Annotated in this window: 20 protein-coding genes and 3 pseudogenes; 11 read left to right on the top strand and 12 right to left on the bottom strand. The window is 71.5% G+C overall.

Annotated features, from left to right (window positions below; translation table 11 throughout):
• Nucleotides 1-149: 149 nt before the first annotated feature.
• Nucleotides 150-275: pseudogene (locus A8W25_RS34615) on the bottom strand (Lsr2 family DNA-binding protein); the annotation flags it as partial.
• A 1,174-nt stretch (nt 276-1,449) separates the two neighbouring features.
• On the opposite strand from A8W25_RS34615, the gene A8W25_RS34610 reads away from it, so the two are divergent.
• Both A8W25_RS34610 and A8W25_RS00270 read left to right on the top strand, forming a co-directional pair.
• Complete coding sequence (locus tag A8W25_RS34610; RefSeq protein WP_079125705.1) at nt 1,450-1,647, top strand: helix-turn-helix transcriptional regulator; 198 nt, start codon at nt 1,450-1,452, stop codon at nt 1,645-1,647.
• Nucleotides 1,644-3,032: a tyrosine-type recombinase/integrase gene (locus A8W25_RS00270; RefSeq protein ID WP_067153852.1), complete on the top strand. Its 1,389-nt coding sequence runs from the start codon at nt 1,644-1,646 to the stop codon at nt 3,030-3,032. The genes A8W25_RS34610 and A8W25_RS00270 overlap by 4 nt, the downstream gene beginning before the upstream one ends.
• 162 nt (nt 3,033-3,194) lie before the next feature.
• On the opposite strand, the gene A8W25_RS00265 is transcribed toward A8W25_RS00270, so the two are convergent.
• The 3 genes and pseudogenes from A8W25_RS00265 to A8W25_RS00255 form a co-directional block, all read right to left on the bottom strand.
• On the bottom strand, nt 3,195-4,718 hold the full coding sequence (locus A8W25_RS00265; protein WP_067153850.1) for an aldehyde dehydrogenase family protein: 1,524 nt from the start codon (nt 4,716-4,718) through the stop codon (nt 3,195-3,197).
• Between the two features lie 142 nt (nt 4,719-4,860).
• Nucleotides 4,861-6,066 (bottom strand): annotated as a pseudogene (locus A8W25_RS34605) (SWF or SNF family helicase); the annotation flags it as partial.
• Nucleotides 6,067-6,095: 29 nt separating this feature from the next.
• The gene (locus A8W25_RS00255) at nt 6,096-8,984 is read right to left on the bottom strand and encodes a DEAD/DEAH box helicase (protein WP_107470576.1); all 2,889 of its coding nucleotides are present in this window, start codon (nt 8,982-8,984) and stop codon (nt 6,096-6,098) included.
• 296 nt (nt 8,985-9,280) lie between these two features.
• Here A8W25_RS00255 and A8W25_RS00250 point away from each other — a divergent pair, with 296 nt between their 5' ends.
• Complete coding sequence (locus tag A8W25_RS00250; RefSeq protein WP_067153836.1) at nt 9,281-10,345, top strand: fatty acid desaturase family protein; 1,065 nt, start codon at nt 9,281-9,283, stop codon at nt 10,343-10,345.
• 142 nt (nt 10,346-10,487) lie between these two features.
• Entirely contained in the window at nt 10,488-10,667 is a 180-nt protein-coding gene (locus A8W25_RS00245; protein WP_067153833.1) for a hypothetical protein, read from the top strand.
• Nucleotides 10,668-10,692: 25 nt separating this feature from the next.
• Here the strand turns inward: A8W25_RS00245 and A8W25_RS00240 are convergent, their stop codons facing one another.
• Complete coding sequence (locus tag A8W25_RS00240) at nt 10,693-11,220, bottom strand: SAM-dependent methyltransferase (protein ID WP_067153830.1); 528 nt, start codon at nt 11,218-11,220, stop codon at nt 10,693-10,695.
• A 247-nt stretch (nt 11,221-11,467) separates the two neighbouring features.
• On the opposite strand from A8W25_RS00240, the gene A8W25_RS00235 reads away from it, so the two are divergent.
• Nucleotides 11,468-12,757, top strand: a complete 1,290-nt coding sequence (locus A8W25_RS00235) for a hypothetical protein (protein ID WP_067153827.1) — start codon at nt 11,468-11,470, stop codon at nt 12,755-12,757.
• Between the two features lie 1,355 nt (nt 12,758-14,112).
• Here A8W25_RS00235 and A8W25_RS00230 read toward each other — a convergent pair.
• The gene (locus A8W25_RS00230) at nt 14,113-14,328 is read right to left on the bottom strand and encodes an I78 family peptidase inhibitor (protein ID WP_067153821.1); all 216 of its coding nucleotides are present in this window, start codon (nt 14,326-14,328) and stop codon (nt 14,113-14,115) included.
• Between the two features lie 463 nt (nt 14,329-14,791).
• Here A8W25_RS00230 and ctaD point away from each other — a divergent pair, with 463 nt between their 5' ends.
• Nucleotides 14,792-16,498, top strand: coding sequence for a cytochrome c oxidase subunit I (gene ctaD, locus A8W25_RS00225; protein ID WP_067153818.1), 1,707 nt, complete (start codon nt 14,792-14,794; stop codon nt 16,496-16,498).
• Here ctaD and A8W25_RS00220 read toward each other — a convergent pair.
• Nucleotides 16,486-17,757 (bottom strand): ABC transporter substrate-binding protein, encoded by a 1,272-nt coding sequence (locus tag A8W25_RS00220; protein ID WP_067153815.1) that lies wholly within the window; start codon nt 17,755-17,757, stop codon nt 16,486-16,488. The genes ctaD and A8W25_RS00220 overlap by 13 nt on opposite strands.
• Nucleotides 17,735-18,253, bottom strand: a complete 519-nt coding sequence (locus A8W25_RS00215) for a hypothetical protein (protein WP_067156469.1) — start codon at nt 18,251-18,253, stop codon at nt 17,735-17,737. Before A8W25_RS00215 ends, A8W25_RS00220 begins: the two co-directional genes overlap by 23 nt.
• 107 nt (nt 18,254-18,360) lie before the next feature.
• Here A8W25_RS00215 and A8W25_RS34600 point away from each other — a divergent pair.
• Nucleotides 18,361-18,544 (top strand): annotated as a pseudogene (locus tag A8W25_RS34600) (hypothetical protein); the annotation flags it as partial.
• Here the strand turns inward: A8W25_RS34600 and A8W25_RS00210 are convergent.
• Both A8W25_RS00210 and A8W25_RS00205 read right to left on the bottom strand, forming a co-directional pair.
• Complete coding sequence (locus tag A8W25_RS00210) at nt 18,477-19,472, bottom strand: serine/threonine-protein kinase (RefSeq protein ID WP_067153813.1); 996 nt, start codon at nt 19,470-19,472, stop codon at nt 18,477-18,479. The pseudogene A8W25_RS34600 and the gene A8W25_RS00210 sit on opposite strands and share 68 nt — an antisense overlap.
• Nucleotides 19,473-19,557: 85 nt before the next feature.
• Entirely contained in the window at nt 19,558-19,857 is a 300-nt protein-coding gene (locus A8W25_RS00205) for a hypothetical protein (RefSeq protein ID WP_067153806.1), read from the bottom strand.
• 289 nt (nt 19,858-20,146) lie between these two features.
• On the opposite strand from A8W25_RS00205, the gene A8W25_RS00200 reads away from it, so the two are divergent.
• From A8W25_RS00200 to A8W25_RS00190, 3 genes are read left to right on the top strand one after another with little or no spacing between them, the layout of a single operon-like run.
• Nucleotides 20,147-22,087, top strand: a complete 1,941-nt coding sequence (locus A8W25_RS00200) for an InlB B-repeat-containing protein (RefSeq protein WP_067153804.1) — start codon at nt 20,147-20,149, stop codon at nt 22,085-22,087.
• A gap of 12 nt (nt 22,088-22,099) precedes the next feature.
• Nucleotides 22,100-22,732 carry a hypothetical protein gene (locus A8W25_RS00195; protein WP_067153802.1) on the top strand — a complete coding sequence of 211 codons (633 nt, stop codon included), beginning with the start codon at nt 22,100-22,102 and terminating at the stop codon, nt 22,730-22,732.
• Nucleotides 22,729-22,998 carry a DUF6225 family protein gene (locus A8W25_RS00190; protein ID WP_067153800.1) on the top strand — a complete coding sequence of 90 codons (270 nt, stop codon included), beginning with the start codon at nt 22,729-22,731 and terminating at the stop codon, nt 22,996-22,998. Before A8W25_RS00195 ends, A8W25_RS00190 begins: the two co-directional genes overlap by 4 nt.
• Before the next feature lie 25 nt (nt 22,999-23,023).
• Here A8W25_RS00190 and A8W25_RS00185 read toward each other — a convergent pair whose 3' ends face one another.
• Nucleotides 23,024-23,644, bottom strand: coding sequence for an L-threonylcarbamoyladenylate synthase (locus tag A8W25_RS00185; protein WP_067153797.1), 621 nt, complete (start codon nt 23,642-23,644; stop codon nt 23,024-23,026).
• A gap of 92 nt (nt 23,645-23,736) precedes the next feature.
• Between A8W25_RS00185 and A8W25_RS00180 the strand changes: the two genes are divergently transcribed.
• Nucleotides 23,737-24,393 (top strand): HAD-IA family hydrolase, encoded by a 657-nt coding sequence (locus A8W25_RS00180; RefSeq protein WP_067153794.1) that lies wholly within the window; start codon nt 23,737-23,739, stop codon nt 24,391-24,393.
• An 83-nt stretch (nt 24,394-24,476) separates the two neighbouring features.
• Here the strand turns inward: A8W25_RS00180 and A8W25_RS35655 are convergent, their stop codons facing one another.
• Nucleotides 24,477-24,599, bottom strand: a complete 123-nt coding sequence (locus A8W25_RS35655) for a hypothetical protein (RefSeq protein ID WP_420708389.1) — start codon at nt 24,597-24,599, stop codon at nt 24,477-24,479.
• Nucleotides 24,600-24,649 lie beyond the last annotated feature (50 nt).

Genomic DNA, 24,649 nt, shown 5'->3' with positions numbered 1-24,649 from the left:
GGACTCCCCTGCTCGTTCACCCGGCCTCCCACAGGAGGTAGCGGCAGTATCCGCGCCCGCGAGCTCCGACGTCATGCAGGAGGACAAGCTTGGCCTGGAACCGCCCCTGAACCACCGGCACCCCTGCAGGAGTGCCAAAACGCTCGTTTTCACATGGGTCGGCGGCCCTGCTCGTACTCCTCGCGGATGGAGGCGGGGATGCGGCCGCGGTCGTTGACGAGGTAGCCCTGGGTGCCGGCCCACGCGCGTATTGCCATGCTGGCGGGGTCCTGGTGGATGGGGACGACGGGGGTGTCGGTCGGGTCCGGGCTCTGATCGGGGGAGTGGTCCGGTGTGGGTGGCTGCTGCTGAGTCATGGGGTTCACCGTAGGAGGGGCCACTGACACTGCCCGCTGGCGACGTTCGGGGGAGAGACGCGCATGCTCTTGCGGGGAGCGTTGCGAAAACGTCCGTTTCAGCAACGGGACCCCCACCTCTCTGGAGTCGCGAAGGAGCGGGTCTTCCACGTGCGAAAACGGACGTTCTTGCGTCGGCTCTCTCTCCGTGGTGCCCCAGGGGGCTGGGCCCGTCACGGCCGTGGCCCTCCGCACGCGTCTTCCCATTTTTTGGTTACAGCATAAAGCGCTCCCCGCACCCAGGCTCCCGTCCGTCTGCCGCACCGTGGGGGTCCGTGTCGGACCGATCCGGTCCGGCCTGCTCCGACACGGGGACCACCCCCGCGGGTGCGGGGAGCAGGGCTGGCTCAAGAACCTCAACGACAACATCGGGGGGCCATCCCCGCATGGGTGATGGGGTGGGTAGTCGCGCGCGAGGTGGGTGCCCGGCGTGTCTGCTGAGGCGCCGACTCGTATGACCTGCCTGCCGCTGATCAGGGGGGCGTTGCGGCCTACGGCGGATGGATTCGCTGACGGCAGACGCGGAAGGCCCCCAAGGGACTGGAGCCTCTTCGAGGACCATGTCAACGTACAACCTGCCGGAAGAAGACCAGGTCAGCTGCAGAGAGGCGGGTGGTGGGGCAGTGCTTGCTTCGGTGGCTCTACGGCAGTCTCTGGTCCGGCTGCCAGGTCTCGCCACGAGCCCCCCGGAGGAAGCCCACCTAGCGAACGGAGCTGCCAATTCACCCGTCGTATTGGCCGGCCTTGCGGATCTTGGCGTGTGGACGCTTCGGCTCTGCAGGGTGGGACAGGCCGGGCGGTGACGATCTGCCGCAATGCGGTTGCCGCCGCGACCATGCGCTCCTCGGAGGAGGCGCTGGCAGGGCCGTACTGAGGGGGATCGCGACGGCTCTGCATTCGCGGTGCAGGGCGATATATAGCAGACGATCCCCGGTTTCCGAAACCGGGGATCGTGCAGAGCATTGAGGGTGTTCGCGTGGACGGGTCGCGTCCTGCCGATACGCGTTTTCCCGTCTTTCCGCATAAACCATCTCCAGTGTGAAGGTGACATCGCATGGCTCGTCCTCCGGCGCTCAAGCTCGCCGAGGTTCTGTCGGAAATCCGTATGAGCCCCTCGGCGTTCTACCGCATGCGTGCTCGCGGACAAGCCCCCCGCATGATCAAGTTGCCCAATGGTGAACTCCGTTGTCGACGTACCGACCTGGATGCCTGGTGGGACATGTGCGAGAGAGATTCTGATAGTTGGCGATGAGTTACAACGTCCGCTTCTGGGACATACGCGAGCGCCTCGACCGGCGCAAGCCGTATATGGTCCGGTGGACGGTCAACGGGCGTGAAAAATCAGAGTCATTCATGACTGCCGGGCTCGCCGACAGCAGGCGTTCAAAGCTGGTGACGGCTGCGCGCGGCGGTGAGCCTTTCGATGAACACACGGGCCTGCCGGCGTCCGAGCTGCGAGCCATCAAGCAGCGGACGACGTGGTACGACCTTGCCCACGAATACCTCGACCAGCGGTGGGACCGCACGCCGGGCAACACCCGCCGCACGCTGGCCGACGCATTCGCCACGATCACGCCTGCCCTCGTGCACCCTGGCGCGGCCCATCCGGAGCCACGGGTGCTGCGACGTGCCTTGTACTCGTGGGCCTTCAACAGGAACGCGTGGGCCCAAGAGCCGACCGAGGAGTGGCGCAAGGCTCTGGACTGGATGAAGCAGAACTCCCTGCCTGTCAGCGCTCTCGCAGAGGCCGATGTGCTGCGACGGGCGCTGGATGCCCTGTGTCGCAAGCTGGACGGCAAGGCGGCTGCGGCCAAGACGGCGCGGCGCAAGCGGGCCGCGTTCAACGAAGTGCTCAACACTGCAGTGGAGAAAGGTTACTTCGCGGAGAACCCTCTCAACGGTCTGCGGTGGAAGGCTGCGGCGGTCAACGAGGAAGTGGATCCGGCCGCTGTGCCGAACCCCGCCCAGGTCGCTCGGCTGCTCACGGCCCTTGCCCAGCAGCGGGGGCGCGGACCGCATCTGGAGGCGTTCTTCGGCTGTATGTACTACGCGGCGATGCGGCCGGCGGAGGTCATCCACCTCCGCCTCGACCAGTGCCACCTGCCCGAGACCGGATGGGGGATGCTCAACCTGTCGGGCGGCGTCGTCACCGCAGGCAAGGAATGGACGGACGACGGAGCCGTGCACGAGGTGCACTCGCTCAAGCGCCGCGCGGAGACCGCAACCCGGCCCGTGCCCATCCCGCCGCAGTTCGTGCGCATGCTCCGGGCGCACGTCGAACGGTTCGGCGTGATGCCGGACGGTCGGCTGTTCCGCAACCAGAAGGGCAACTACGTGGACGCTTCCGCCTACGGCCTGACGTGGGCGCGGGCACGGAAGGACGTGCTGACCCGGACGGAACTGGCTTCCAAGCTGGCCAAGCGGCCGTACGACCTGCGGCACGCCGGGATCTCGTTCTGGCTGTACTCCGGTGTGGACCCGGCCGAATGCGCTCGCCGCGCGGGCCAGAGCATCGAGGTCCTCTTCCGTCACTACGCCAAGTTCCTGGACGGCGTCCGGGAGCAGGCCAACCGCCTGATTGAGCAGTCCATGCAGGAGTGGGACCGCGTCAGCCAGGGGTCGCAGCCGGCTGGGTGAGCCGGGGTTTTGGTCCGTGACTGGTCCGGAAGTACTGGTCGCGACTGGGATAGCAGTGGGAGGAATGGGGAGTTACGCCATAAACCCGGCCCTGCTCTGAGTGGGCTGAGCGAGAGGCGCCTGACCGGTAAAAGACCAGGTCAGGCGCCTCTTTTCGTGCCCCTAGAAGAAGCCGAGCTTCTTCGCCGAGTACGACACGAGTATGTTCTTCGTCTGCTGATAGTGATCCAGCATCATCTTGTGGTTCTCCCGCCCGATCCCCGACTGCTTGTAGCCGCCGAAGGCGGCATGTGCCGGGTAGGCGTGGTAGCAGTTGGTCCAGACGCGGCCCGCCTGGATCGCGCGGCCCGCGCGGTAGGCCTGGCTGCCGTCGCGGGTCCAGACGCCGGCGCCGAGGCCGTAGAGGGTGTCGTTCGCCGTGCGGATCGCGTCGTCGAAGTCCGTGAAGGACGTCACCGCGACGACCGGGCCGAAGATCTCCTCCTGGAAGATCCGCATACGGTTGTCGCCCTCGAAGATCGTGGGCTGGACGTAGTAGCCGCCCGCAAGCTCGCCGTCGTACTCGATGCGCTGACCACCCGTCAGGATCTTCGCGCCCTCCTGCTGGCCGATGTCCAGGTAGGACAGGATCTTCTGCAGCTGGTCGTTGGAGGCCTGGGCGCCGATCATCGTGTCGGTGTCCAGGGGGTGGCCCGCCACGATGGCCTCGGTGCGGGCGATGCCCGCGTCCAGGAACTCGCCGTAGTGGCCGCGCTGGATCAGTGCCCGGGACGGGCACGTGCAGACCTCGCCCTGGTTGAGGGCGAACATCGTGAAGCCCTCCAGCGCCTTGTCGCGGAAGTCGTCGTCCGCCGACCACACGTCGTCGAAGAAGATGTTCGGGGACTTGCCGCCGAGTTCCAGCGTCACCGGGCGGATGTTCTCGGAGGCGTACTGCATGATCAGGCGACCCGTGGTCGTCTCGCCGGTGAAGGCGATCTTCGCCACCCGCGGGCTCGACGCCAGCGGCTTGCCCGCCTCCACGCCGAAGCCGTTGACTATGTTGACCACGCCCGGGGGGATCAGGTCGGCGACCAGGGACAGCCATACGTGCACCGACGCCGGGGTCTGCTCGGCCGGCTTGAGCACCACCGCGTTGCCCGCCGCGAGCGCCGGTGCCAGTTTCCACACGGCCATCAGGATCGGGAAGTTCCACGGGATGATCTGGCCGACGACCCCGAGCGGCTCGTGGAAGTGGTACGCGACCGTGTCCTCGTCGACCTGGCTCAGCGAGCCCTCCTGCGCCCGCAGCGCCCCCGCGAAGTAGCGGAAGTGGTCGATCGCCAGCGGGATGTCGGCCGCCAGCGTCTCGCGTACCGGCTTGCCGTTCTCCCAGCTCTCCGCGACCGCCAGCTCCTCCAGATGCGCCTCCATCCGGTCGGCGATCCTGTTGAGGATGTTGGCGCGCTCGGTCGGGGCGGTCCGGCCCCACGCGGGCGCCGCCGCGTGGGCCGCGTCCAGGGCGCGCTCGACGTCCTCCGCCGTGCCTCGGGCGATCTCGGTGAAGGCGCGGCCGTTCACGGGGCTCGGGTTCTCGAAGTACCGGCCGCCGGCCGGGGGTACGTACTCGCCGCCGATGAAGTGGTCGTAGCGGGACTCGTACGAGACGATCGCGCCCTCGGTGCCGGGCGCTGCGTAACGGGTCATCTCCGTGGCCTCCCTCCGGCGCCGCCCGCCCTTGGGCGGCACTCGCAGCGGAGGCTAGGGGCGGCGACGTTGCGCCCCCGTTGCGAGGCGCCCCCGTCGCGAGGCACCCGCGGAGGAACGGCCCGTGCGGCTCACGGGCCGCCCCGCGCTCCTTGCGGTACGGCCACCACCGGCCGTCCCGCCCGAGCCGCAGTTGCGCGCCGCCCCCGACCACCGTCCAGCGGTCGGCCCCGGAGGCGCGCAGCACCGGCCGGTCCTCGTCCTGCCAGGCCCGTGCGAGCGCGTCCCGGGCACGGGCGAGCGCCTCCGGCCCGGGGGTCCACCCCTCCTCCAGTACGGAGAGGGCGGCGGCGCCCCCGTACCGCCACGCCTGTACGGCGAGGTCCAGCTCGCCCGGCCGCCGCCCGGAACCGGCCGCGAGACGGTCCGCGATCCGCCGGTCCGCACAGTCCGCGGCCAGCCGGACCGCGTCCTGATGTGATGTCAGATCGCTGGTCATCGGCTGGAGCTCGTGGCCCGGAGTCAGTGCCTCCGTGAGCAGCTCCCGCGCCCGCCGCGCCGCGTCCGCCGCCAGGAACTCCAGCGCCGTGGGATCCACACCCGGCTCGGGAGCCGTCTCCGTGTCGAGGTGCGGGGGCGCCCCGGCCTCGGCCGGCACCTCGGGCGCGCCGGGCAGAGGCGGCACGATGTCCCGCGCCGCGAAGACCTCGGCGGCCGGCACCCCGGCCGCAACCTCCGGTTCCGCGGACCGGGGCGCCGCACTGCGCTCCTCCAGTTCGGCAAGGAGCGCCCGCTCGCCCCGGCCGCGCATGAGCAGCAGGACGAACGGGTCCTGGTCGAGGAGCCGCGCCACCTGGTAGCAGAGCGCCGATGTGTGCGGGCAGTGGTCCCACGCCCCACAGGTGCACTCGGGTTCCAAGTCACCTATGCCCGGCAGGAGTTCGACCCCGGCCGACGCCGCTTCCTCCACCAGGTGCGGAGGCATGTCGCGGTCGAGGAGTGCGGCGATGTGCCCCGCCCGCTCCACCGCCATGCCGAGGAAACGGTCCCAGCCCTCGTCGGAGAGCCGCTGCCACAGCACGTCGCTGCGATGCGTCGTGCCGTCCCGGTCGCGCACCACCGCGGTGATCCGCCCGGGCCGTACCGACACCGCCCCGACCGCGCCCTCGCGCGCGTAGCGGCGGCCCGTCTTCAGCTGCTGGCCGTCCAGGGCCGTGTCCTCAAGGGCCTTGAGCCACGCCTGGCCCCACCAGGTGCTCGCGAAAGCGCGCCCCTGCGCGGGCGGCAGCGCCGCGAAGGTGCGCTCCTCGGGCGCCCCGCCGCCGTCGGCGTGCTCCTCCCCGTACATCCGCTCCTCCGAAGGATCCCCGTACCCGCTCATCGCCCGCTCCCTCGCAGTGCCACCAGATCCGCCAGCTCGGCGTCGGACAGTTCCGTCAGCGCGGTCTCGGCCGACTCGCCCGTGCCGAGGACCGCGTCCGCGAGCTCCCGTTTGCGCGTCAGCATCTCGGCGATGCGGTCCTCGATCGTCCCCTCCGCGATCAGCCGGTGGACCTGCACCGGCTGGGTCTGGCCGATGCGGTACGCACGGTCGGTGGCCTGCGCCTCGACGGCCGGGTTCCACCAGCGGTCGTAGTGCACGACATGGCCCGCCCGGGTGAGGTTGAGACCGGTGCCCGCCGCCTTCAACGACAGCAGGAACACCGGGACCTCACCGTCCTGGAAGCGCCGCACCATCTGCTCGCGCCGCTCCACGGGCGTACCGCCGTGCAGGAACTGCGTGGCGACCCCGCGCGCGGCCAGATGCCGCTCGATGAGCCGCGCCATCTGCACGTACTGGGTGAAGACCAGCACCGAACCCTCCTCGGAGAGGATGGTGTCGAGGAGTTCGTCCAGCAGTTCCAGCTTCCCGGAGCGGTCCGCGACACGCGGCTCCTCCTCCTTGAGGTACTGGGCCGGGTGGTTGCAGATCTGCTTCAGCGAGGTGAGCAGCTTCACCACGAGCCCGCGCCGCTCGAAGCCGTCGGCGCCGGAGATCTCCGCGAGGGTCTCGCGCACCACCGCCTCGTACAGCCCCGTCTGCTCCTTGGTGAGCGAGACGGCCCGGTCGGTCTCCGTCTTCGGCGGCAGCTCGGGGGCGATGCCCGGGTCGGACTTGCGGCGCCGCAGCAGGAACGGGCGGACCAGACGGGACAGCCGCTCGGCCGCCGCCGGGTCCTTGCCGCCCTCGACGGCCTGCGCGTACCTGGTACGGAACGTGCCGAGGCGGCCGAGCAGCCCCGGCGTCGTCCAGTCGAGGATCGCCCACAACTCGGAGAGGTTGTTCTCGACGGGTGTGCCGGTGAGCGCCACGCGCGCGCGGGCGTCGATGGTGCGCAGCTGCCGGGCGGTCGCCGAGTACGGGTTCTTGATGTGCTGGGCCTCGTCCGTGACGACCATGCCCCACGCCACCTCGCCGAGCCTGGCGGCGTCGAGCCGCATCGTCCCGTACGTGGTGAGGACGAACTCGCCGTCCGCGAGGTCCTCCAGACGCCGTGCGGAGCCGTGGAAGCGGCGCACGGGCGTGCCCGGCGCGAACTTCTCGATCTCCCGCTGCCAGTTGCCCATCAGGGACGTCGGGCAGACCACGAGCGTGGGGCCGGCGGTCGCCGGGGCGCTCTGGCGGTGCAGATGCAGGGCGATGAGGGTGATCGTCTTGCCGAGGCCCATGTCGTCGGCGAGACAGCCGCCCAGGCCCAGCGACGTCATGTCGGCCAGCCAGTTGAGGCCGCGCAGCTGGTAGTCGCGCAGCCGCGCGGTGAGCGCGGCGGGCTGGTCCACGGGCTGCTGACGCGCGCCCTCGGGGTCGGCGAGACGGTCGCGCAGCCCCGCGAGCCAGCCCGAGGCCTCGACGTCGACCCGGCGTCCGTCGACCTCCGTCGAGCCGGTCAGGACGGCGCCGAGCGCGTCGACGGGGGTCACCTTGCGGTCCTGCGCCGCGCGGGCGCGGCGGACCTCCTCGGGGTCGATCAGGACCCACTGGTCGCGCAGCCGCACCACCGGGCGGCTGGCCTCGGCCAGTTGGTCCAGCTCCGCGCGCGTGAGCCGGGTGTCGCCGAGCGCGAACCACCACTCGAAGGCGAGCAGGGCGTCCGCGGAGAGCGTGGAGGGCGCGGCGGACTCCGTGCTGTCCGGCAGCTTCTGCGGGCCGTGCTGTGCCGCGTCCTGTACGGGATCGTCCTGTACGGGTCCGATCACCGCGCGCGTGGTGAACTTCCGCGCGAGGTCCTTGGGCCAGTGCACCTGGACGCCGATCGCGGACAGCGTGCGCGCGGCCCCGCCGAGCAGCTCGCCCACCTCCTCGTCGGCCAGCTCGATCGTGTCCGGCACGGCCGCCGACAGCAGCGGCGCGAGCGGCGCCCACGCGCGCGTGGCGCGACGCAGCGCAAGGAGCGCGTCCATCCGCGCGTGCGCACCGAAGGCCTTGGCGGTGGGCCCGGCCTCGCCCCACACCTCGGCCGCGTCCGCCACCAGGGCGGGATCGCTCACGCTGTGCAGCTGGAGCACGGCCCGGAAGGCCGGTGCCGCCGCGTCCGGTCCCGCCGACTCCAGGCCGGGCAGTTCGACGCGGAGCGAGATGCGCACGCCCGCGTCGTGCCCGGCCGCCACCTCGGTGGCCCAGGGACGCTGTGCGGGCAGCCGCTGCGGCGGGTCGGCCGCGAAGGCGGGGGAGCCGGTCGCCAGGGCGGCGGCGGGCGTGCGCGGCAGGCCGTCCGCGACCGCGTCGAGGAACTGCCGTACCAGCACCTCGGGTTCGGGCAGCAGCAACGGTTCGCCACCGGCGTCCAGCGGCACCGCATGCGCCTCGGGCGGCATCGAGGCCGCCAGCTCACGGACGCTCCCCAGCTCCTCGGCGCCCAGCGGCCCGATCCGCCACGCGTCGTGGTCGGTGGCGGTGAGCCCGGGCAACAGCAGCCCGCGCGCGGCGAGTTGCAGCGCGCGCAGCGCGGCCGTACCCCAGAAGGCGGCGGCCCGCGAGGCGTCGGCGCGCGGCCGCGCCCTGGTCAGCACGGGCAGCGCCGCGCGTACGGGCAGGAGAACCGCACGCACCGCGTACGGCTCGACGTCCGCCCCCACCACGGTCAGCTCCTCGGCGTGGCCCGAGAAGGCGTGCGGGGCGGAGCCGTCGGTGTGCCAGAAGGCGATACGGCCGAGTCGGGCGGGGTCGGCGGGCAGGAAGGTCACGTGGCAGCGGGCGAGTTCGTCGATCTCGGAGGGTGTGGGCACGGGAAGCCTGTGTACGGCGATGACACATTCCTCAAACTTGACTACTGAGGTTCCGGAATCGCCGAGGGTACACCGGCCGGGCTCTCGACGGACGGATACGCGCCGTGATCTGGATCACTCCTATGCGGGTGCTGATGCCACCCCGCCGACCGGGGTGGCATCAGCACCACCATGGCCCCGGGACAGGCCCCCGCCCGGTCCGGGTGGTGGCGCCATGGTGGCGAAGGCCCCCGAATTCCTACGTTCTATGAGGTCAGCGCAGGTGACTGCGGGGAACCAGCGACCGGAGACCGACCATGTCCCAGGCCATTGCGAACGCCGAGACCACCAGCGTGCTCGCGCCACCGCGCCCCACCGGACGGGGCAGCGAATTCGCGCCCCTCCTCAAGGCGGTGAAGGGGCAGGGCCTGCTGGAGCGGCGCACCGGCTGGTACGCGAGGGGCATCGCCGTCAACCTGCTCGCGCTCACCGCGACCCTGACCGCGATGGTCCTCACCGGCGACACCTGGTGGACCCTCCTGTACGCCGTGCCGCTCGGGGTGTTCTGGGCCCGGACCGCGTTCTTCGGCCACGACGCGGGCCATGCCCAGATAACCCGCGGCCGCCGCGCGGGCCGGACCATCGGCCTGCTCCACAGCAATCTGCTGCTCGGCATGAGCTACGCCTGGTGGAACGACAAGCACAACCGCCACCACGCCAACCCCAACCACGTCGACAAGGACCCGGACGTCGGCGTCGGCGCGCTCGTGTGGACCGAGAAGCAGGCCGAGCGGCGCGAGGGCTTCGCGCGCTGGCTCACCCGCAACCAGGCCCGGCTGTTCTTCCCGATGCTGCTCCTCGAAGGCATCGCCCTGAAGGTGTACGGATTCCAGGACCTGCGCAGGCAGCCCCGGCGGGAACGGGCCGTGGAGGGCACGCTTCTCCTGGTGCACCTCGCCGCCTACACGGGGCTCCTGCTGAGCGTGCTCTCGCCGGGCAGGGCACTGGTCTTCGCGCTGCTGCACCACGCCCTCTTCGGGCTCCACCTGGGCATGACCTTCGCCCCCAACCACAAGGGCATGGAGATGCCCGACGCCGACGACGACTGGGGCCATCTGCGCCGCCAGGTCCTGACCTCGCGCAACGTACGCGGCGGACCGCTCACCGACTGGTTCCTGGGCGGACTGAACTACCAGATCGAGCACCATCTCTTCCCGAACCTGCCCCGGCCCCATCTGCGGCTCGTCCAGCCGCTGGTCCGCGCCCACTGCCGGACCGTCGGCATCCCGTACGCCGAGACCTCCCTGATCGACTCCTACCGGCAGGCTCTGGGGCACATGCACGCGGTCGGAGCGCCGCTGCGGCGGGGCGCCGCCGCATAGGAGCCGCTCGGTTGCCGCATAGTGGAAGCAGACGGTCGGGTGCCGCGCGGAATCGGACACCGGGCCGGGAACCGGAGGGCGCGGCCACGCGTTCCCTGGACAGAGAGCGGCGGCAGCAGCGGCCGCGAAGGAGGCGACGGACATGTCGAAGCGCGCGATGATCGCCGCCGGTGGAGTGGTGGTGGGACTCATCCTGATCCCGCTGATCGGATTCCTGCCGGCGCTGCTGGTGCTGATAGGGCTGCCCGTCGTCGCCTATCTGATGCTGGACCGCAGCCAGCGCCGCCGGCTGCGCCACATCACCCGCAAGGAACTGCGCTGACCGCGGCCCCCGGCCCGGCCGCCCCTCAGCCGTCGAGGCCGCGCCCGGGCCCCGGCTCGCCCGCGTAGTAGTCCCGCATCAGCTCCGTGGACCACTCCGGCTGAACCGTCTCGCCCCGTGGGCCGAACTCCGCCATGTACGGCTTGATGTCCAGCACCGGAGTGCCGTCCACCGCGTCCAGGCCGGTGACGTGCACATCCAGCCCGTCCACCCTCACCACACGGCAGCGCGAGACACCGAGCCGGTTCGGGCGGTTCTTGCCGCGCTGGGCGAAGATCCCGACCAGCGGCCAGTCGGGGTTTCCGCGCGGACGGCGTGCGCCCGACTCGATCTTCTCGGGCGCCACCCGGTCGAAGTGGTACACGACCTCCAGATGAGAGAAGTCCGTCAGACCGAACAGCGCCTCGGGGCCGAACTGTTCGGCGTCGAGCCGGATCACCGCCGACTCACCGCCCCAGTGGTCGTCGGCCACCTCGGCCCGCCCGCCGACCACACGCCCCACCGCCCGGCACACCACATCCGCGCCGCGCCTGTCGGCTCCACCGTCCGCCATGTGCGTTCCTCCCGTACCTGAGTCTTGTTGATCCGCTAATTCCGGTAGTTCCGGTAGTTCCGCTTGATCGGCTTGATCCGCGTCCGTAGCGACGCCGTGCTCGCGGAAGCCCGGAACGGTGGCGTCGCCGCCGCACCCGGGCTCTCGGCCCGCCGCCCGAAACCGCATTGCCCAGGGAGCGAAAGGCTGCCAGGATCGTACGCATGATGATCCGAAAGGAGGCCTCACGATCCCACGGTGATCGCTGATGGCCCATTCCACTCCGCCCCAGCCGCTGACCCCCGAGTGGATCAGCACCCACTTCGACTCCCTGCCGTTCCCGGCCCGGATGCCCGCCCTCGCGCGATACGCGCGCACGCTCGCCCCGGACGCATACGCCACCCTGCACCGCGCACTCGACGCCGGTGACCAGGACGAACGGCACACCGGACTCTTCCTCGCCGTCGCCCGACGCGACCTCGGCGCGGTGGCCGCAGCGCTCGAAGACCCCGCGCTGCGCCGCCGGGCGCTCGCCGCGGCCATCCGGCTGCCGGTACCGGAAGAACCCCTCGCCGCCCTCGTGTTGAGCGACATCCGTGCGGTGCGCCACTCCGCGTACCGCGTACTGCGGCTCAGTCGCCGCCACAGCCTCGCCGACCGGCTCCTCCCCGAGGTGTACGAACACCATGGCGCCCAGGATGCGGCCCGGCTGCTCATCGCCTGCTCACCCGGGACGGTCGACCACTGGCTGCCTCGGACCGAAGTCCCGCCAGGGGTGCTGTCCGCCCTCGCCCGCACCGCGCCCGCCGCCGTCGCGGCCCTGCTGACAAGGGAGTACGGCGAACGGGCCGACGGCCCCTACGCGCATCGCTATGCGCAGGGCAGGAGGTTCCTCGCCACCGTCGTCGCGGAACGCGACCCGGCGGCGGGCCTGTCGCTGCTGCGCGACGCGCCCCGGATCATCGGGGAACGCGCGGCCGTCGCTCTCCTGCGACGCCCCGCCGAACTCCTCGACGTCCTGCGAGACCTCCGCCCCATCCCGCCCTTCCTGAGAGGGGAGGAGGCCGAACCCTTCGAACTGACCGTACCGGCAGGCCCCTTGGGCCCGGCGACCGTCGCCGCGCTCCGTGCCCTGCCCGAGCCCGAGCTCGTCGAACTGGCCACCCGTTGCCGCGCCGTGGACGGCCATCTGCGGGCGCCGGGACGACAGAAGGTGGCGGCCGACCCCCTGCTCGCACTGCTGCCTCCGGCAGAACGGCGGCGGCTCGTCGTCGAACGGGCAGGCGGCGACAAGGGACGCCGAGTCCCCCTCGCCGCCCTCGCGCGCTCGAACCCGCCGACCGTGCCGAGTTCAGCGACGCACGGCTGGAGCGCTGGAAACGACGCCCGGTACATCTCATCGCCGTGGCCGTCGGTCTGCCTCTCACCGACGCCGAACCGATCCTGCGAGAACAGGCCTCCCAGCACCGGATCCACCACCGGATGTTCGCCTGGCCCGCGTTGCTGGCCTGCGCCGAACTTGAGGGAGACCCCGACGAGTTCGCCCGTATCGCGCTGAGCTGCGAACGCGCCTGGCACGACCAGGAAGAGGTGCGGCGCTACGCACTGCAGCAACTGGCGGGAACCGCGGTACCACTGCTGGCCGCCCTACCCGAACAGGTCCTCCGGGACGCCACACTCACGACCGTCCAGTCCCGGGACTCCACGGCGGAGACGCTCGCCGCGGCCGCGCTGCTGCTGCGCCGCACGGCGGAGAGCGCCGGCGCGCGCGGGAATCGGGGGCGCGCGGCGACCGCCGCCCAGCTCCTCTGCCAGGTCGTGACCGATCCACGTCACCGTGGCCCGTACCGTCCACTGCGGGTCGATCTGGCGACGGCGCGGTGCATTTGGGCGGCGGGGTGGGTGTCGTCCGGCACGGCTGATCGGGCTGATCGGTTTGGTCGGGCTGATCGGTCTGGTCGGTCTGATCGATCCGGATCGTCTGATCTGTCCGGCTGGGGTGAGCGGTTGGACTCGGCCGGTCGGGCGCTCGAAGACCCCGCTCTGCGGATCGCTCTGGCCGAGCTGCTCGCGTCGCATCTCACCGAACTGCCCGACGCCGACGCCCTGATGCGCCGGACCGCGCTCACTGACGACGACCCCCGGGCCGCCGCCCGCGCCGCCGCCGTGTGGGTCACTCCGGCCGAGGCCAGGGAGGAACGCTGTGCCCAACTGATCGCGGCGGACCCGTCGTTCGCCGCCGTCCCCGAGGTGCTGACGACGACTACCGAACGCCGTACCGATCTGCTCGCACCCGTCCTCGCGGCTGCGGGCGAGGGTGCGGATGAGGGGCGGGGGCTGCGCGGCAGGGTTCGACCCCGGGCCGGGGCATGGGTGCTCCGGCCGAGAGCCGGAGCCACCGGACGCTGGCGGCCGAAGGAGCGCGAGGAGTGGTACGAGGCGCTGGCGGCGGCCGCCACCGACGCACGGGCGCCGATGCGCGTCCGCGCCGACGCGGCGGCCCACCTCCGCTCGCCCGCCCACCTCCACCCCCTAGCCGAACACGCACCTCAACCGGTCGCGGCCGCCGCCCTCACCGCCCTCGGCGAGACCGGCCCGGCCACACCGGAGCTCCTGGCCACGTTGCTGCGGCACGCCGGAACGGGCGGCGTGCGCGGCCGCGCGGCCGTCGCCTCCCTGCGCCGCCTCCTGGCCGAGGAGCCGGACGGTGACGTGGTCGCGCTGCTCACTCCCCTTCTCAACTCCCCGACATCACCCATTGGTTCCCGCAAGGAGGCGGCCCGCACACTGGGGGTTCTGGGTGGGGAGGGCTCGAACAGCGGGGAACAGTACGCACCACCACCCCCGCAGGGCGAAGGCCCCGGCGCTCCGCTCGGAGCACCGGGGCCTTCGTCATCCGTAAGGAAGCGCGAGTCAGCCGCGCCAGCAGCGGATGACCGTGCCGTCGGCCACCTCGAAGTTCAGCCGCCCTTCCAGGTACTCCATGGTGATGATCGAGCCGGGGGCGAGCGATCTGACGGTGGTCCAGCCATGCGCGCGGGCCAGCCGCTCGGCGGCCTCGCCGGCCAGGCCCACATAGGCCTCGGGGGAGTCGTCGGGCTGTACGGAGGGGGTCGGTATGGGTGCCATACCAGCCACCGTAGGCGGCCAGGGACGGGGGCGGAAGCCGGGGCCCCTGCCCTGCCGCTGTCCGCATCACGTCCCCCGCCGGTCACACTTGTGTCACAGGATCATGGGTGGGGTTTACCTCGAACTTGGTCACTCGTACGGGGAGTTCCGGTCGGGCCGCCCGGAAATCACACAGCCCCCGACGGGCCGTTCGGACCCATTACGGAATTCCCTCGGGAGCACTCCGGAAACACCCGCACTAATTTCCGTCCCCGCCCTCCGCGTGGGAAATTGACGAGCCATAGGGAATTCACGGCATCCTTACACGATCCGCACCGAACGGGGATCCCCTTCGCCGTCGGCTGCGTCCGGCGCGTTGGCTCGTATGCGCCTATCCCGGTCAGGTACGCACCCTGTCGGACCGGGTACCAGCGCGAGCATCATGGCTACCGGCCTGATGCCTGACACCTGAGTGGGGGCGGCGATGGGTACGGAGACGGCGACCGCGGAGGCGGGACCACACGAGGCCCGGCCGTCGGGCCGGGTGATCGTGGACTGGCTGACCACCACGGACCACAAGAAGATCGGGCACCTCTACCTGGTCACGTCGTTCGGCTTCTTCCTGATCGCCGGGCTGATGGCCATGTTCATGCGGGCCGAGCTGGCCCGCCCGGGCCTGCAGATCATGTCGAACAACGACTTCAACCAGATGTTCACCATGCACGGCACGATCATGCTGCTGCTCTTCGCCACCCCCACCTTCGCGGGCTTCGCCAACGAGATCATGCCGCTCCAGATCGGCGCCCCCGACGTGGCGTTCCCCCGGCTCAACATGCTGGCGTACTGGCTGTTCCTGTTCGGCGGGCTCATCGTCCTCGGCTCGTTCCTGGTGCCCGGGGGCCCCGCCGCCTTCGGCTGGTTCGCCTACGCGCCGCTCAACTCCGCGACCCGCTCCCCCGGCATCGGCGCCGACCTGTGGATCATGGGGCTCGCGCTCTCCGGGTTCGGGACGATCCTGGGCGCGGTGAACTTCCTGACCACCATCATCGGGATGCGCGCGCCGGGGATGACGATGTTCCGGATGCCCATCTTCACCTGGAACGTCCTGTTCACCTCGATCCTGGTGCTGCTCGCCTTCCCGGTGCTCGCGGCGGCGCTGCTGGTCCTGGAGGCGGACCGCAGGTTCGGATCGGTGGTCTTCGAACCACAGTGGGGAGGCGCGCTGCTGTGGCAGCACCTCTTCTGGTTCTTCGGCCATCCCGAGGTCTACATCATCGCGCTGCCGTTCTTCGGGATCATCACCGAGATCATCCCGGTCTTCGCACGCAAGCCGATCTTCGGCTACACCACGCTGGTCGGCGCCACCATGTGCATCACCGGACTGTCGATCGTGGTGTGGGCGCACCACATGTTCGCCACCGGCGCGGTGCTGCTGCCGTTCTTCTCCTTCATGTCGTTCCTGATCGCGGTGCCGACCGGGGTGAAGTTCTTCAACTGGACGGGCACGATGCTGCGCGGCTCGCTCAGCTTCGAGACACCGATGCTCTGGGCCGTGGGCTTCCTCATCAGCTTTCTGTTCGGCGGACTCACCGGGGTCATCCTGGCCTCGCCGCCGCTCGACTTCCACGTCACCGACTCGTACTTCGTGGTGGCCCACTTCCACTACGTCGTCTTCGGCACGGTCGTCTTCGCCACGTTCGGCGGCTTCTACTTCTGGTGGCCCAAGTTCACCGGAAAGATGCTCGACGAACGGCTGGGGAAGATCCACTTCTGGACGCTCTTCGTCGGCTTCCACACCACCTTCCTGGTCCAGCACTGGCTGGGCGCCGAGGGCATGCCCCGCCGCTACGCCGACTATCTGGCCGCCGACGGCTTCACCGCGCTCAACACGGTGTCCTCCATCGGCGCCTTCCTCCTCGGCATGTCGACGCTCCCGTTCCTCTACAACGTCTGGAAGACGGCGAAGTACGGGACGAAGGTGGACGTCGACGACCCCTGGGGGTTCGGGCGCTCCCTCGAATGGGCGACCTCCTGCCCGCCGCCGCGCCACAACTTCGTGACCATCCCCCGCATCCGCACCGAGTCGCCCGCCTTCGACCTGCACCACCCCGAGTTCGCGCCGTTCCGCGACGACCTGGTGCCGGACCGGCCCAAGGAGACGGAGCAGGCGCAGGACGCTCAGGGCCGGTAGGCGAGCTGGGGCACGGTGAAGCAGGTGGCGTTCATGTCGCCCTGGGTCACCCACCCCCTGCCGTCCTGCCAGCGCGCCACCGACAGACAGGTGCGGCGCTCCTTCGGCGGCCGGGCCGACTGCTCGTACGAGACCGGGAGCAGCAGCCCGTGCGCGGTGTACGGCTCGGTCCGGTTCACGAAGCCCTCCACGCACGCGCGCGTGAGCTTCGCCGCCGGGCAGGAGCGGGCGGCGTCGGTGAACCACATCGCCGCCGCCCACCCCTCCAGCTGCCACTGCGAGAGCGGCTCGCCCTTCATCGCCGCCCGGAACGCCCGTACCTCCGGCCGGTCCTTCTCCTCGTAGTTGCGCGAAGAGCCGGTCACCCACAGGGCGTTGCGGCAGCGCGGGGCGTCCCGGTAGTCCTCGGGCACCGCCGAGTTCCAGTTCTGCACATTGGTGACCTTGGCGGTGACCTTCGCCCCGAGCGCGTCCATCGCCTCGCACAGCTGCACATTGCCGTGGGTGTCCAGCGCGTCGAAGACGAGGTCGGCGCCCCGGGCCTTCAGATCGGCGGCGACCGCGCGGAAGTTCGGCAGCACGAAGTCGACCTGCTCGCCGACCACGTCGTACCCCTCGGCCTTGAGGCCTGCGGTCACCAGGCGGGCGTACGCGGCGGACGCGGCCTGGTTGTAGGAGACGACGGCGGCCGTGCGGGCGCCCTGTTCGCGCTTGAAGTAGCGGTAGACCTCGGTGCCTCCGTAGAGGCTGCCGTCCCAGCCGGGGGTGCCCCGGCGCGGGGCGGCGCTGCCGTAGATCCCGTACAGGTGCGGATAGGTGTCGTAGGCCGCGCCGATGGGCTGGCCGCCGATGTCGGGGACGCCCGCGGCGGAGACCTCGGGGGCGCCCGCGTAGTCGAGCGCGGTGGTCGCGACCAGCGCGAACACCTTCTTCTCCGCCACCAGGCGGTGGACGCACTCGGTGTTGCCCACCCCGCTGCCCCCGTCGTCGCAGGTGAGCACCTCCACCTTGCGCCCGTCGAGTCCGCCGCGGGCGTTGAGCGCGTCGAAGTAGGCGCGGGCGCCGTCGCGCGGCCCGGTGAACGCGGCGCCGCCGACCGGGCTGGTCTCGCTGGTGATGACGCCGACCCGGACCGGCTCGGCCGCCTCAGCGGTCGGCCCGCCCTCGAAGTCCCGCTCGGGCAGCCGGCTGCCGCAGCCGGCGCCCAGCAGGAGCAGCGCCGTCAGCAGCAGGCCTTCAGCAGCCCGGCGCGGCCGCATCGCCGCTCAGCCGGACGAGGGCGCAGAGGGTCTTCACCGAGACCTTCCACGTCTGGTCCTGGAGCACCGCGGTGCCCTTGGCGCCGGGCAGCGCCGGGTTGCCGCCGACCAGCAGGTCATAGGTGACGGCGGCCTGGGTGGGCGAGTTGAAGGTGACGTCGGTGACCTTGGCGGAGGACTGCGCGGCGTTCTTGTCGCCGCCGAACGCGGCGAGCAGCGGCCGCAGCGCCTCGCCGTTCTCCAGCACCTTCACCTTGGCGTCGGTGGACGCCTTGGGGTCGAAGAACGTCGTCCAGCTCTTCTCGATCCGCGCCCTGGCCGCGGCCGGATCGGCCGGCTGGTCGGCCGCCGGGGAGTTGGCCGGCGCGGTCGCGGTGGGCGAGGGGGACTTCTCCGGGCCGCCGTCGCTGTCCGAGCACGCCGTGGCGGCCGGGAACAGCACGAGCACCGCTGCGGCCGCCCAGGCCGCGGGCCGAACACGTGTGCCGGAACTCATCTGGCTCACCACCAAGACTGGATGCTTCCAGGGTCTGCCGCTTCAGGGCATAGTGCAAGGAATCGCCTTCCACCACCAGACGGGCGGACACCGGACATGGGCACCTGATGCGGACTTCCCGGCTGCTGTGGGCGGGTCTGGCTGCCGCCGTCTGCGGCGCGGTCCTCTGTGTCGCGGGCTGGTACGGCGTCTCCGGCGAGCGCTTCACCGCCCGTCAGATCCCCTATCTCGCCTCCTGTACGGTCCCGGGCGCGGCCCTGATCGTGGCGGGCGCGGTGCTGCTCGCACGGACCGCCGGGGATACGGCCGTACGGGTGAACGCGCCCGGCCGCGAGGCCCCCTCCCCCGACGAGCCCGGACCACCCTCCTCCTCCTCGCCCTGCCAGGGCTCCGGCAGCCAGCCCGGGGCGAGCAGCTCCACCGGCGACCGCCCGCCGGTCAGGGCGTGCATCAGCGCGGGCAGCTCCGGGCGGTCGGCGGCCTTCTTCGCCAGACACCAGCCGATCAGATCGCGCAGCCCCGTGGGCACCGCCTGGAGATCGGGCTGCTCGTTCACCACCCGGTACAGCAGCGCCGGCACCGACGCCTCCCCGAACGGGCTGGTCCCCGTCGCCGCGTAGGCCAGCACCGAGCCGAGCGAGAACACATCGGACGACGGTTCGATCCGCAGCCCCTGGATCTGCTCGGGCGACATATAGCCAGGAGAGCCGATGGTCGTGCCGGTCAGGGTGAGCCCGCTGTGCTCGGAGAGCCGGGAGATCCCGAAGTCGATCACGCGCGGCCCGTCCTGGGCGAGCAGCACATTGGCGGGCTTGAGGTCCCGGTGGATGAGGTTCGCGGCGTGGATCGCGGTGAGCGCCTCCACCAGCGCCGCCCCGAGCGCCCGCACCGACCGCTCGGGGAACGGGCCGCTCTTCTGCACCGCCCGCTGGAGGGAGGGGCCCGGGATGTACGCCGTCGCCAGCCACGGCCGGAGCCCCTCGGGGTCGGCGTCGACCACCCCGGCCGTGAAGAAGCCGCTCACGGCGCGGGAGGCGATGACCTCGCGGGCGAACCGCTGCCGAAAGGCCGGGTCCTGGACGTACTCCGGCCGGATCACCTTGATCGCGACCTTGCGGCCGCTGGGGGAGTACCCGAGGTAGACCCGGCCCATGCCGCCGCTGCCCAGCTGGGCGACCAGCCGGTACGGCCCCACGGTGGCCGGGTCGTCAGGCTCCAACGGCTCCAAGGCGCCCCCCGGGTCGCTTCCTGGACGTCACCACGTCACCACGTCGCACGCCGCTCGCCGGAAAGCGTAGCGCCGGTCAGGCCGCGCCGCTCACCCCCGGCGACACGAACCGCCGGTGCAGCGGCAGCAGTTGGGTGTCCGGCTGGCCGACGATGCCGGCCTTCTCGACGGCGGGCGCCAGCCGTTCGCCGAAGAACCGCTCGAAGTCCTCCTGGGACTCCCAGACATCGGTGACGTGCAGCGCGCCGGAGTCGAACCACGCCACGTGCAGACAGCCCCCGTCGGGCGCCTGCTCCTCCCAGCCCACGGCGTCACGCACCGCGTCGTACTGCTCGGGGGTGACCCCGGACCAGCTCAGCGACAGGACAACAGCCATCGACTACCCCTCTCCCGGTCTCGCCCGCCCCCATATGGCGAGCGGGGCAATTCTCGCCTCGGGGGTCCGGTTCGAGCCATGGCGCCGGAGGGCGTGCGGCAGCGTACGGGAGCACGAGCGGCGATCGTCACGCCCCCGGGGGCCGACGGCCCGGCCATCACCCGGACGGCCGCATCGGGCGCGCGCCCCGGCGCGGCCGCCACCCGTCCAGCGGCTGTCGGCGCGCCAGGGCGTCGGCCGGGCGCGAGCCTGGGGCTGTTGCCCGTCGACGCCATCCCAGGAGAACGCCTTGCCTCGTCCCCGACGCCTGTTCCACGGTGCACTCGCAGCCGCCGCCCTGGCCCCGGCCCTGCCCGCCGCGACGGCCGCCGCCGAGGGGACCGAGCCCCCGGCGGCGCGGACGAGCCGGGTGGAGTGGGCCGAGGGAGCCTTCCGTTCGGTGTGCGGCACCCGCCAGGGCGCCGCCCCGGACCGCCGCACCTTCACGTTCTTCGACCACGCGCGGATGGAGGCGGTGGCCTCGCACATCGCACGGGACCGCCAGGGGACGGTGCTGTGGACCGGGCACCTGGTGGGCCGCCCCGACCGGCCCGTCACCTTCGCCGTCGACGGGGCGTGCGGGCAGGGCGCGCCGAGGGTGGCCGGGGAGGTGCACCTGGGCAGCAAGCGGTATGTGATCGACGCCGACCAGCGGGGCGCCTCCACCGTGCGCGAACTGTCGTACGCCCGGCCCGCCTCCGCGCACAGCGACGTCGTACGCGTCGAACCCCCTCAGGGCCCGAGGCCCGCCCGGTTGCCGAAACCACCGGCGACCCGGCCGACCGCGCTCCAACTGTCCGGCCCCGAGCCGCGCGCCGCCATCACCGCCCCGGTGATCGACCTGCTCATCGGGTACACGCCCGCCACCGTCCGCAACACCAAGGGCGGGGTGGAGGCACTGGACCTGAAGGTGAAGGCCGCGGTCGCCGGAACGAACGCCGCCTACGCGGACAGCACCGTCACCGCCCGGCTGAACCTCCTGGGCACGTTCACCACCAAGGAGTGGACCGGGGACGACGGGGACACCGAAGGCATCACCGAGGCCCTGTCGGATCCCGACCGTGTGAAGTACACCGGCGCCTTCGCCGTCGACGCCCGCAAACACCGCGACGACAAGGGCGCGGACCTGCTGCACGTCCTCACCCAGTTCACCCCCGAACCCGGCACCGTCTACACCGCCGGTACGGCCAACACCCCCTCGCTGCCCCGGATCGTCCCCGGCGCGGCAGCGGCGGTGAGCAGCGACGGCGCGGCCTTCGGCGCCCAGCAGTCCGACACCCTCGGCACCTACCACCTGGCGCACGAGATCGGGCACAACTTCGGCCTCAACCACGACTACCTCACCGACCCGATCGACCCGGCCGAGGCGGACTACCAGCGCGGCAACCTCAACCCGTACTACCCCGACAACCACGGCTTCCTGCCGGCCGACCGCACCTGGACCGACATCATGGGATACACCATGGCCTGTGCGGACGAGGCCAAGTGCGAGACGAAGCTGTGGTTCTCCAACCCCAAGCAGAAGTACCAGGACGTGCCCCGTGGTGTGCCGCTCGGCAAGGACAAGCCCGCCGACTGCGTACGGGTCATGAACCTCACCGGTCCGGTGCTCGCCAACTACCGCACCCCGCCCGCCGCCACACCTCCGGTGCCCCCGGCCACGCGGTACGCGCTCGCCGCCGCGCCCGACAGCCCCGAGGGCGGCTCGGTCACCCCGGCCGCGACAGGCCTGTTCGACAAGGGCGACCAGGTCACCCTCACCGCCGTCCCGAAGAGCGGCTACAAGCTGGACTACTGGGCGGTGGACGGCGCCATCCAGTCGACCCGGGCCGCCGACTTCACCGTCACGATGAACAGCGACCACTTCGTCACCGCCAAGTTCATCAGGAGCACCGCCACCCCGACCCGCCTCCCGGCCACCATCACCAAGGTGTCTCCGAACTCGGGCCCGAAGGCGGGCGGATTCACCGTGACGCTCACGGGCGCGGGCTTCACCGGCACGAGTGCCGTGCTGGTCGGTTCGCGCACCGCGACGGGCTTCAGCGGCCGCCCGGCCAGTGCCGTGAAGGTGGTGGACGACTCCACCCTCACGTTCACCGCGCCCGCGTGGCCCACCGCCGCGACCGTGCAGATCGCCACGGCGGCGGGCCGCACGCTCACCGCCTCCGCCGACTTCACCTACACCGACTGAACGGACCTCCCCATGCACCTCGGACGCGCTCTCGGCGCCGCCTCGGCGGCCACCGCGCTCTCCCTCTCCTTCGTCGCCCAGCCCGCGGCCGCCGACAGCTTCGCGGTGGGGTTGGTCGCCCGTTTCGCGGCGCCCACGGGCTCCGGCCCGTACCGGGCGGTGACCTACGACCCGGCCGGGATGCCGGTGGGCGCCCGGGTCGCCGTCAACGAGCTGTCCGCGCCCGACGGCGGCACCCGCTTCGACCTGAGCATCGAGGGCGCCCTTGCCCAGCACACCTACGGCGTACATGTGCACCGTGAGCCGTGCGGCGCGCACCCCGAGGACTCGGGTGCCCACTACCAGGACCGGCTCGACCCCCAGCAGCCGTCCACCGACCCCGTGTACGCCAACCCCCGTAATGAGGTCTGGCTCGACGTGACCACCGACGGCCGGGGCGACGGGAAGTCCGCCACCCAGGTCGCCTGGCGGTTCCGGCCGGGCGAGGCGGGCTCGCTGGTCTTCCACCAGGAGGCCACGGCCACCGGCCCCGGGCACGCGGGCACCGCGGGCGCGCGGCTCGCGTGTGTCAGCGTGCGCTTCGCGCCCGTCCTCGGCGCGGTGACGCGGCCGGGACCTCCGGCGCCGCTAGCCTCGGCCCCATGACTGACACCTTTGAGCACAACCCCCGGGTGTGGACCGCGGCGCGCCTGCGCGAAGCCCTCCAGGGGCTGCCGGACGACACCCCGATCCACGTCGGTGTCGCGGACGGGCCGGGCGACTTCGACGGGTACACCGAGTACGCGCTGGTCAACCTGGAGCCCGTCGAGAAGGACACCGCGGCCGCCGGACCGGCCGCCGTGCCGGGCGACGTGGAGTACACGCTCTTCGCGGACTTCAAGGCCGGCCAGTACCACTTCGACCTGGACTGACCCGGGCCGGCCGGACCTGCGCGGGCTACTCGAAGCGCGAGGTGTCGCCCGCCCCGCGGCGGACGATCTCGATCTCGCCGCCGGAGAAGTCGATGACGGTGGTCGGCTCGGTGCCGCAGTCGCCCGAGTCGATCACGGCGTCCACCACGTGGTCGAGGCGCTCCTTGATCTCCCAGCCCTGCGTCATCGGCTCGGCCTCGTCGGGCAGCAGGAGCGTGCTGGAGAGCAGCGGCTCACCCAGGTCGGCGAGCAGGGCCTGTGCGACGGTGTGGTCCGGGATGCGCACCCCGACGGTCTTCTTCTTGGGGTGCAGCAGTTGGCGCGGCACCTCCCTGGTCGCGGGGAGGATGAAGGTGTAACTGCCGGGCGTGGTCGACTTGATGGTGCGGAACACGTCGTTGTCGATCTGGACGAACTGGCCGAGCTGCGCGAAGTTCTCGCACACCAGGGTGAAGTGGTGACGGTCGTCGAGCTGCCGGATCGACCGGATCCGGTCGATGCCGTCACGGTTGCCGAGCTGGCACCCCAGGGCGTAGCAGGAGTCCGTCGGGTACGCCACGAGCGCGCCGGAGCGGATGCTTTCCGTCACGCTGCTGATGGTGCGCCGCTGAGGGTTGTCGGGGTGCACGTCGAAGTACTTCGCCATCCGCCGAGTCTACGGGCCGCGCGGCGATACTTCCCCGGCCGCCCGTTCACTCGTCGGGGTGGTGCGAGGATCGCCGTGTGACCAGCACTCTTATGCATACTGCCGATACCGATGGTGCCCGCGCCGGAAGGCGCGTTCTGTTCGACGTCGACGGTACGTTGATCGACGCCCTCGACAACCAGCGCCGGGTGTGGCGGACCTGGGCGGAGCGCCACGGCCTCGACGGCGACGAGGTGTACCGGGTGGCGCTGAGGACCCGGCCCCTGGAGACCTTCGCGCACGTGGCCCCGGAACGCGATCCGCACGCGTGCCTGGCCGCGCTCCACGAGTTGGAGGACGAGGACGTCCGCTCCGGGGTGTATACCGCCTTCGCGGGGGCGGCGGGGCTGCTGTCCGCCCTGCCGCCGGGCTCCTGGGGGCTGGTGACGTCGAACTACGAGCACCGGGTGCGCGGGCGGTTCGCCCGGACCGGGCTGCCGGTGCCGGAGGTCCTGGTGGACGCCGCCGCGGTGGCGCAGGGCAAGCCGTCGCCGGTGCCCTATCTGCTCGCGGCCGAGCGGTTCGGCGTCCTGCCGGAGAACTGCCTGGTGGTGGAGGACGCGCCGTCCGGGGTGCTGTCCGGGCTGCGGGCCGGCATGACGGTCTGGGGAGTGAACACGCCGGTCGCGGTGGACGGGACGCACCGCCACTTCACCAGTCTGGAGGAGGCGGCGCCGGAGATCCTCACGTTCGTGACCGGAGCGGGGTGAAGCGGTCGGCGCGGGCACGGGCTGCCCGCGCCGCCGCTCAGGTACGGGGAGCGAGCGCGTCGACCAGGACGGTGCCGGAGGCGTCAGGGCGCCAGGCGCAGGGCCTGGGCCACGTCGGCCGTGCGGGCCGAGGAGGTGGTGGACTCGTAGCCGCCGCGCATCGAGGCGTCGGGGTCCTTGAGGCCGTTGCCGGTGACGGTGACCACCACGCGCTGCCCGGCGTCGAGGCGGCCCGCGCGGTGCTCGGCGAGCAGGC

The organism is Streptomyces sp. ERV7 (assembly GCF_001653515.1).
In the GTDB taxonomy this organism is placed as follows: domain Bacteria; phylum Actinomycetota; class Actinomycetes; order Streptomycetales; family Streptomycetaceae; genus Streptomyces.
The sequence above is the reverse complement of the archived record's forward strand: the minus strand, read 5'-3'. Positions and strand labels throughout refer to the sequence as shown.

Bases quoted from the DNA above. Each gene is read 5' to 3' on its own strand.
- A8W25_RS34610 (WP_079125705.1), top strand. From the start codon at position 1,450: ATGGCTCGTCCTCCGGCGCTCAAGCTCGCCGAGGTTCTGTCGGAAATC.
- A8W25_RS00270 (WP_067153852.1), top strand. From the start codon at position 1,644: ATGAGTTACAACGTCCGCTTCTGGGACATACGCGAGCGCCTCGACCGG.
- A8W25_RS00265 (WP_067153850.1), bottom strand. From the start codon at position 4,718: ATGACCCGTTACGCAGCGCCCGGCACCGAGGGCGCGATCGTCTCGTAC.
- A8W25_RS00250 (WP_067153836.1), top strand. From the start codon at position 9,281: ATGTCCCAGGCCATTGCGAACGCCGAGACCACCAGCGTGCTCGCGCCA.
- A8W25_RS00245 (WP_067153833.1), top strand. From the start codon at position 10,488: ATGTCGAAGCGCGCGATGATCGCCGCCGGTGGAGTGGTGGTGGGACTC.
- A8W25_RS00240 (WP_067153830.1), bottom strand. From the start codon at position 11,220: ATGGCGGACGGTGGAGCCGACAGGCGCGGCGCGGATGTGGTGTGCCGG.
- A8W25_RS00235 (WP_067153827.1), top strand. From the start codon at position 11,468: ATGGCCCATTCCACTCCGCCCCAGCCGCTGACCCCCGAGTGGATCAGC.
- A8W25_RS00230 (WP_067153821.1), bottom strand. From the start codon at position 14,328: ATGGCACCCATACCGACCCCCTCCGTACAGCCCGACGACTCCCCCGAG.
- ctaD (WP_067153818.1), top strand. From the start codon at position 14,792: ATGGGTACGGAGACGGCGACCGCGGAGGCGGGACCACACGAGGCCCGG.
- A8W25_RS00220 (WP_067153815.1), bottom strand. From the start codon at position 17,757: ATGCGGCCGCGCCGGGCTGCTGAAGGCCTGCTGCTGACGGCGCTGCTC.
- A8W25_RS00215 (WP_067156469.1), bottom strand. From the start codon at position 18,253: ATGAGTTCCGGCACACGTGTTCGGCCCGCGGCCTGGGCGGCCGCAGCG.
- A8W25_RS00205 (WP_067153806.1), bottom strand. From the start codon at position 19,857: ATGGCTGTTGTCCTGTCGCTGAGCTGGTCCGGGGTCACCCCCGAGCAG.
- A8W25_RS00195 (WP_067153802.1), top strand. From the start codon at position 22,100: ATGCACCTCGGACGCGCTCTCGGCGCCGCCTCGGCGGCCACCGCGCTC.
- A8W25_RS00190 (WP_067153800.1), top strand. From the start codon at position 22,729: ATGACTGACACCTTTGAGCACAACCCCCGGGTGTGGACCGCGGCGCGC.
- A8W25_RS00185 (WP_067153797.1), bottom strand. From the start codon at position 23,644: ATGGCGAAGTACTTCGACGTGCACCCCGACAACCCTCAGCGGCGCACC.
- A8W25_RS00180 (WP_067153794.1), top strand. From the start codon at position 23,737: ATGCATACTGCCGATACCGATGGTGCCCGCGCCGGAAGGCGCGTTCTG.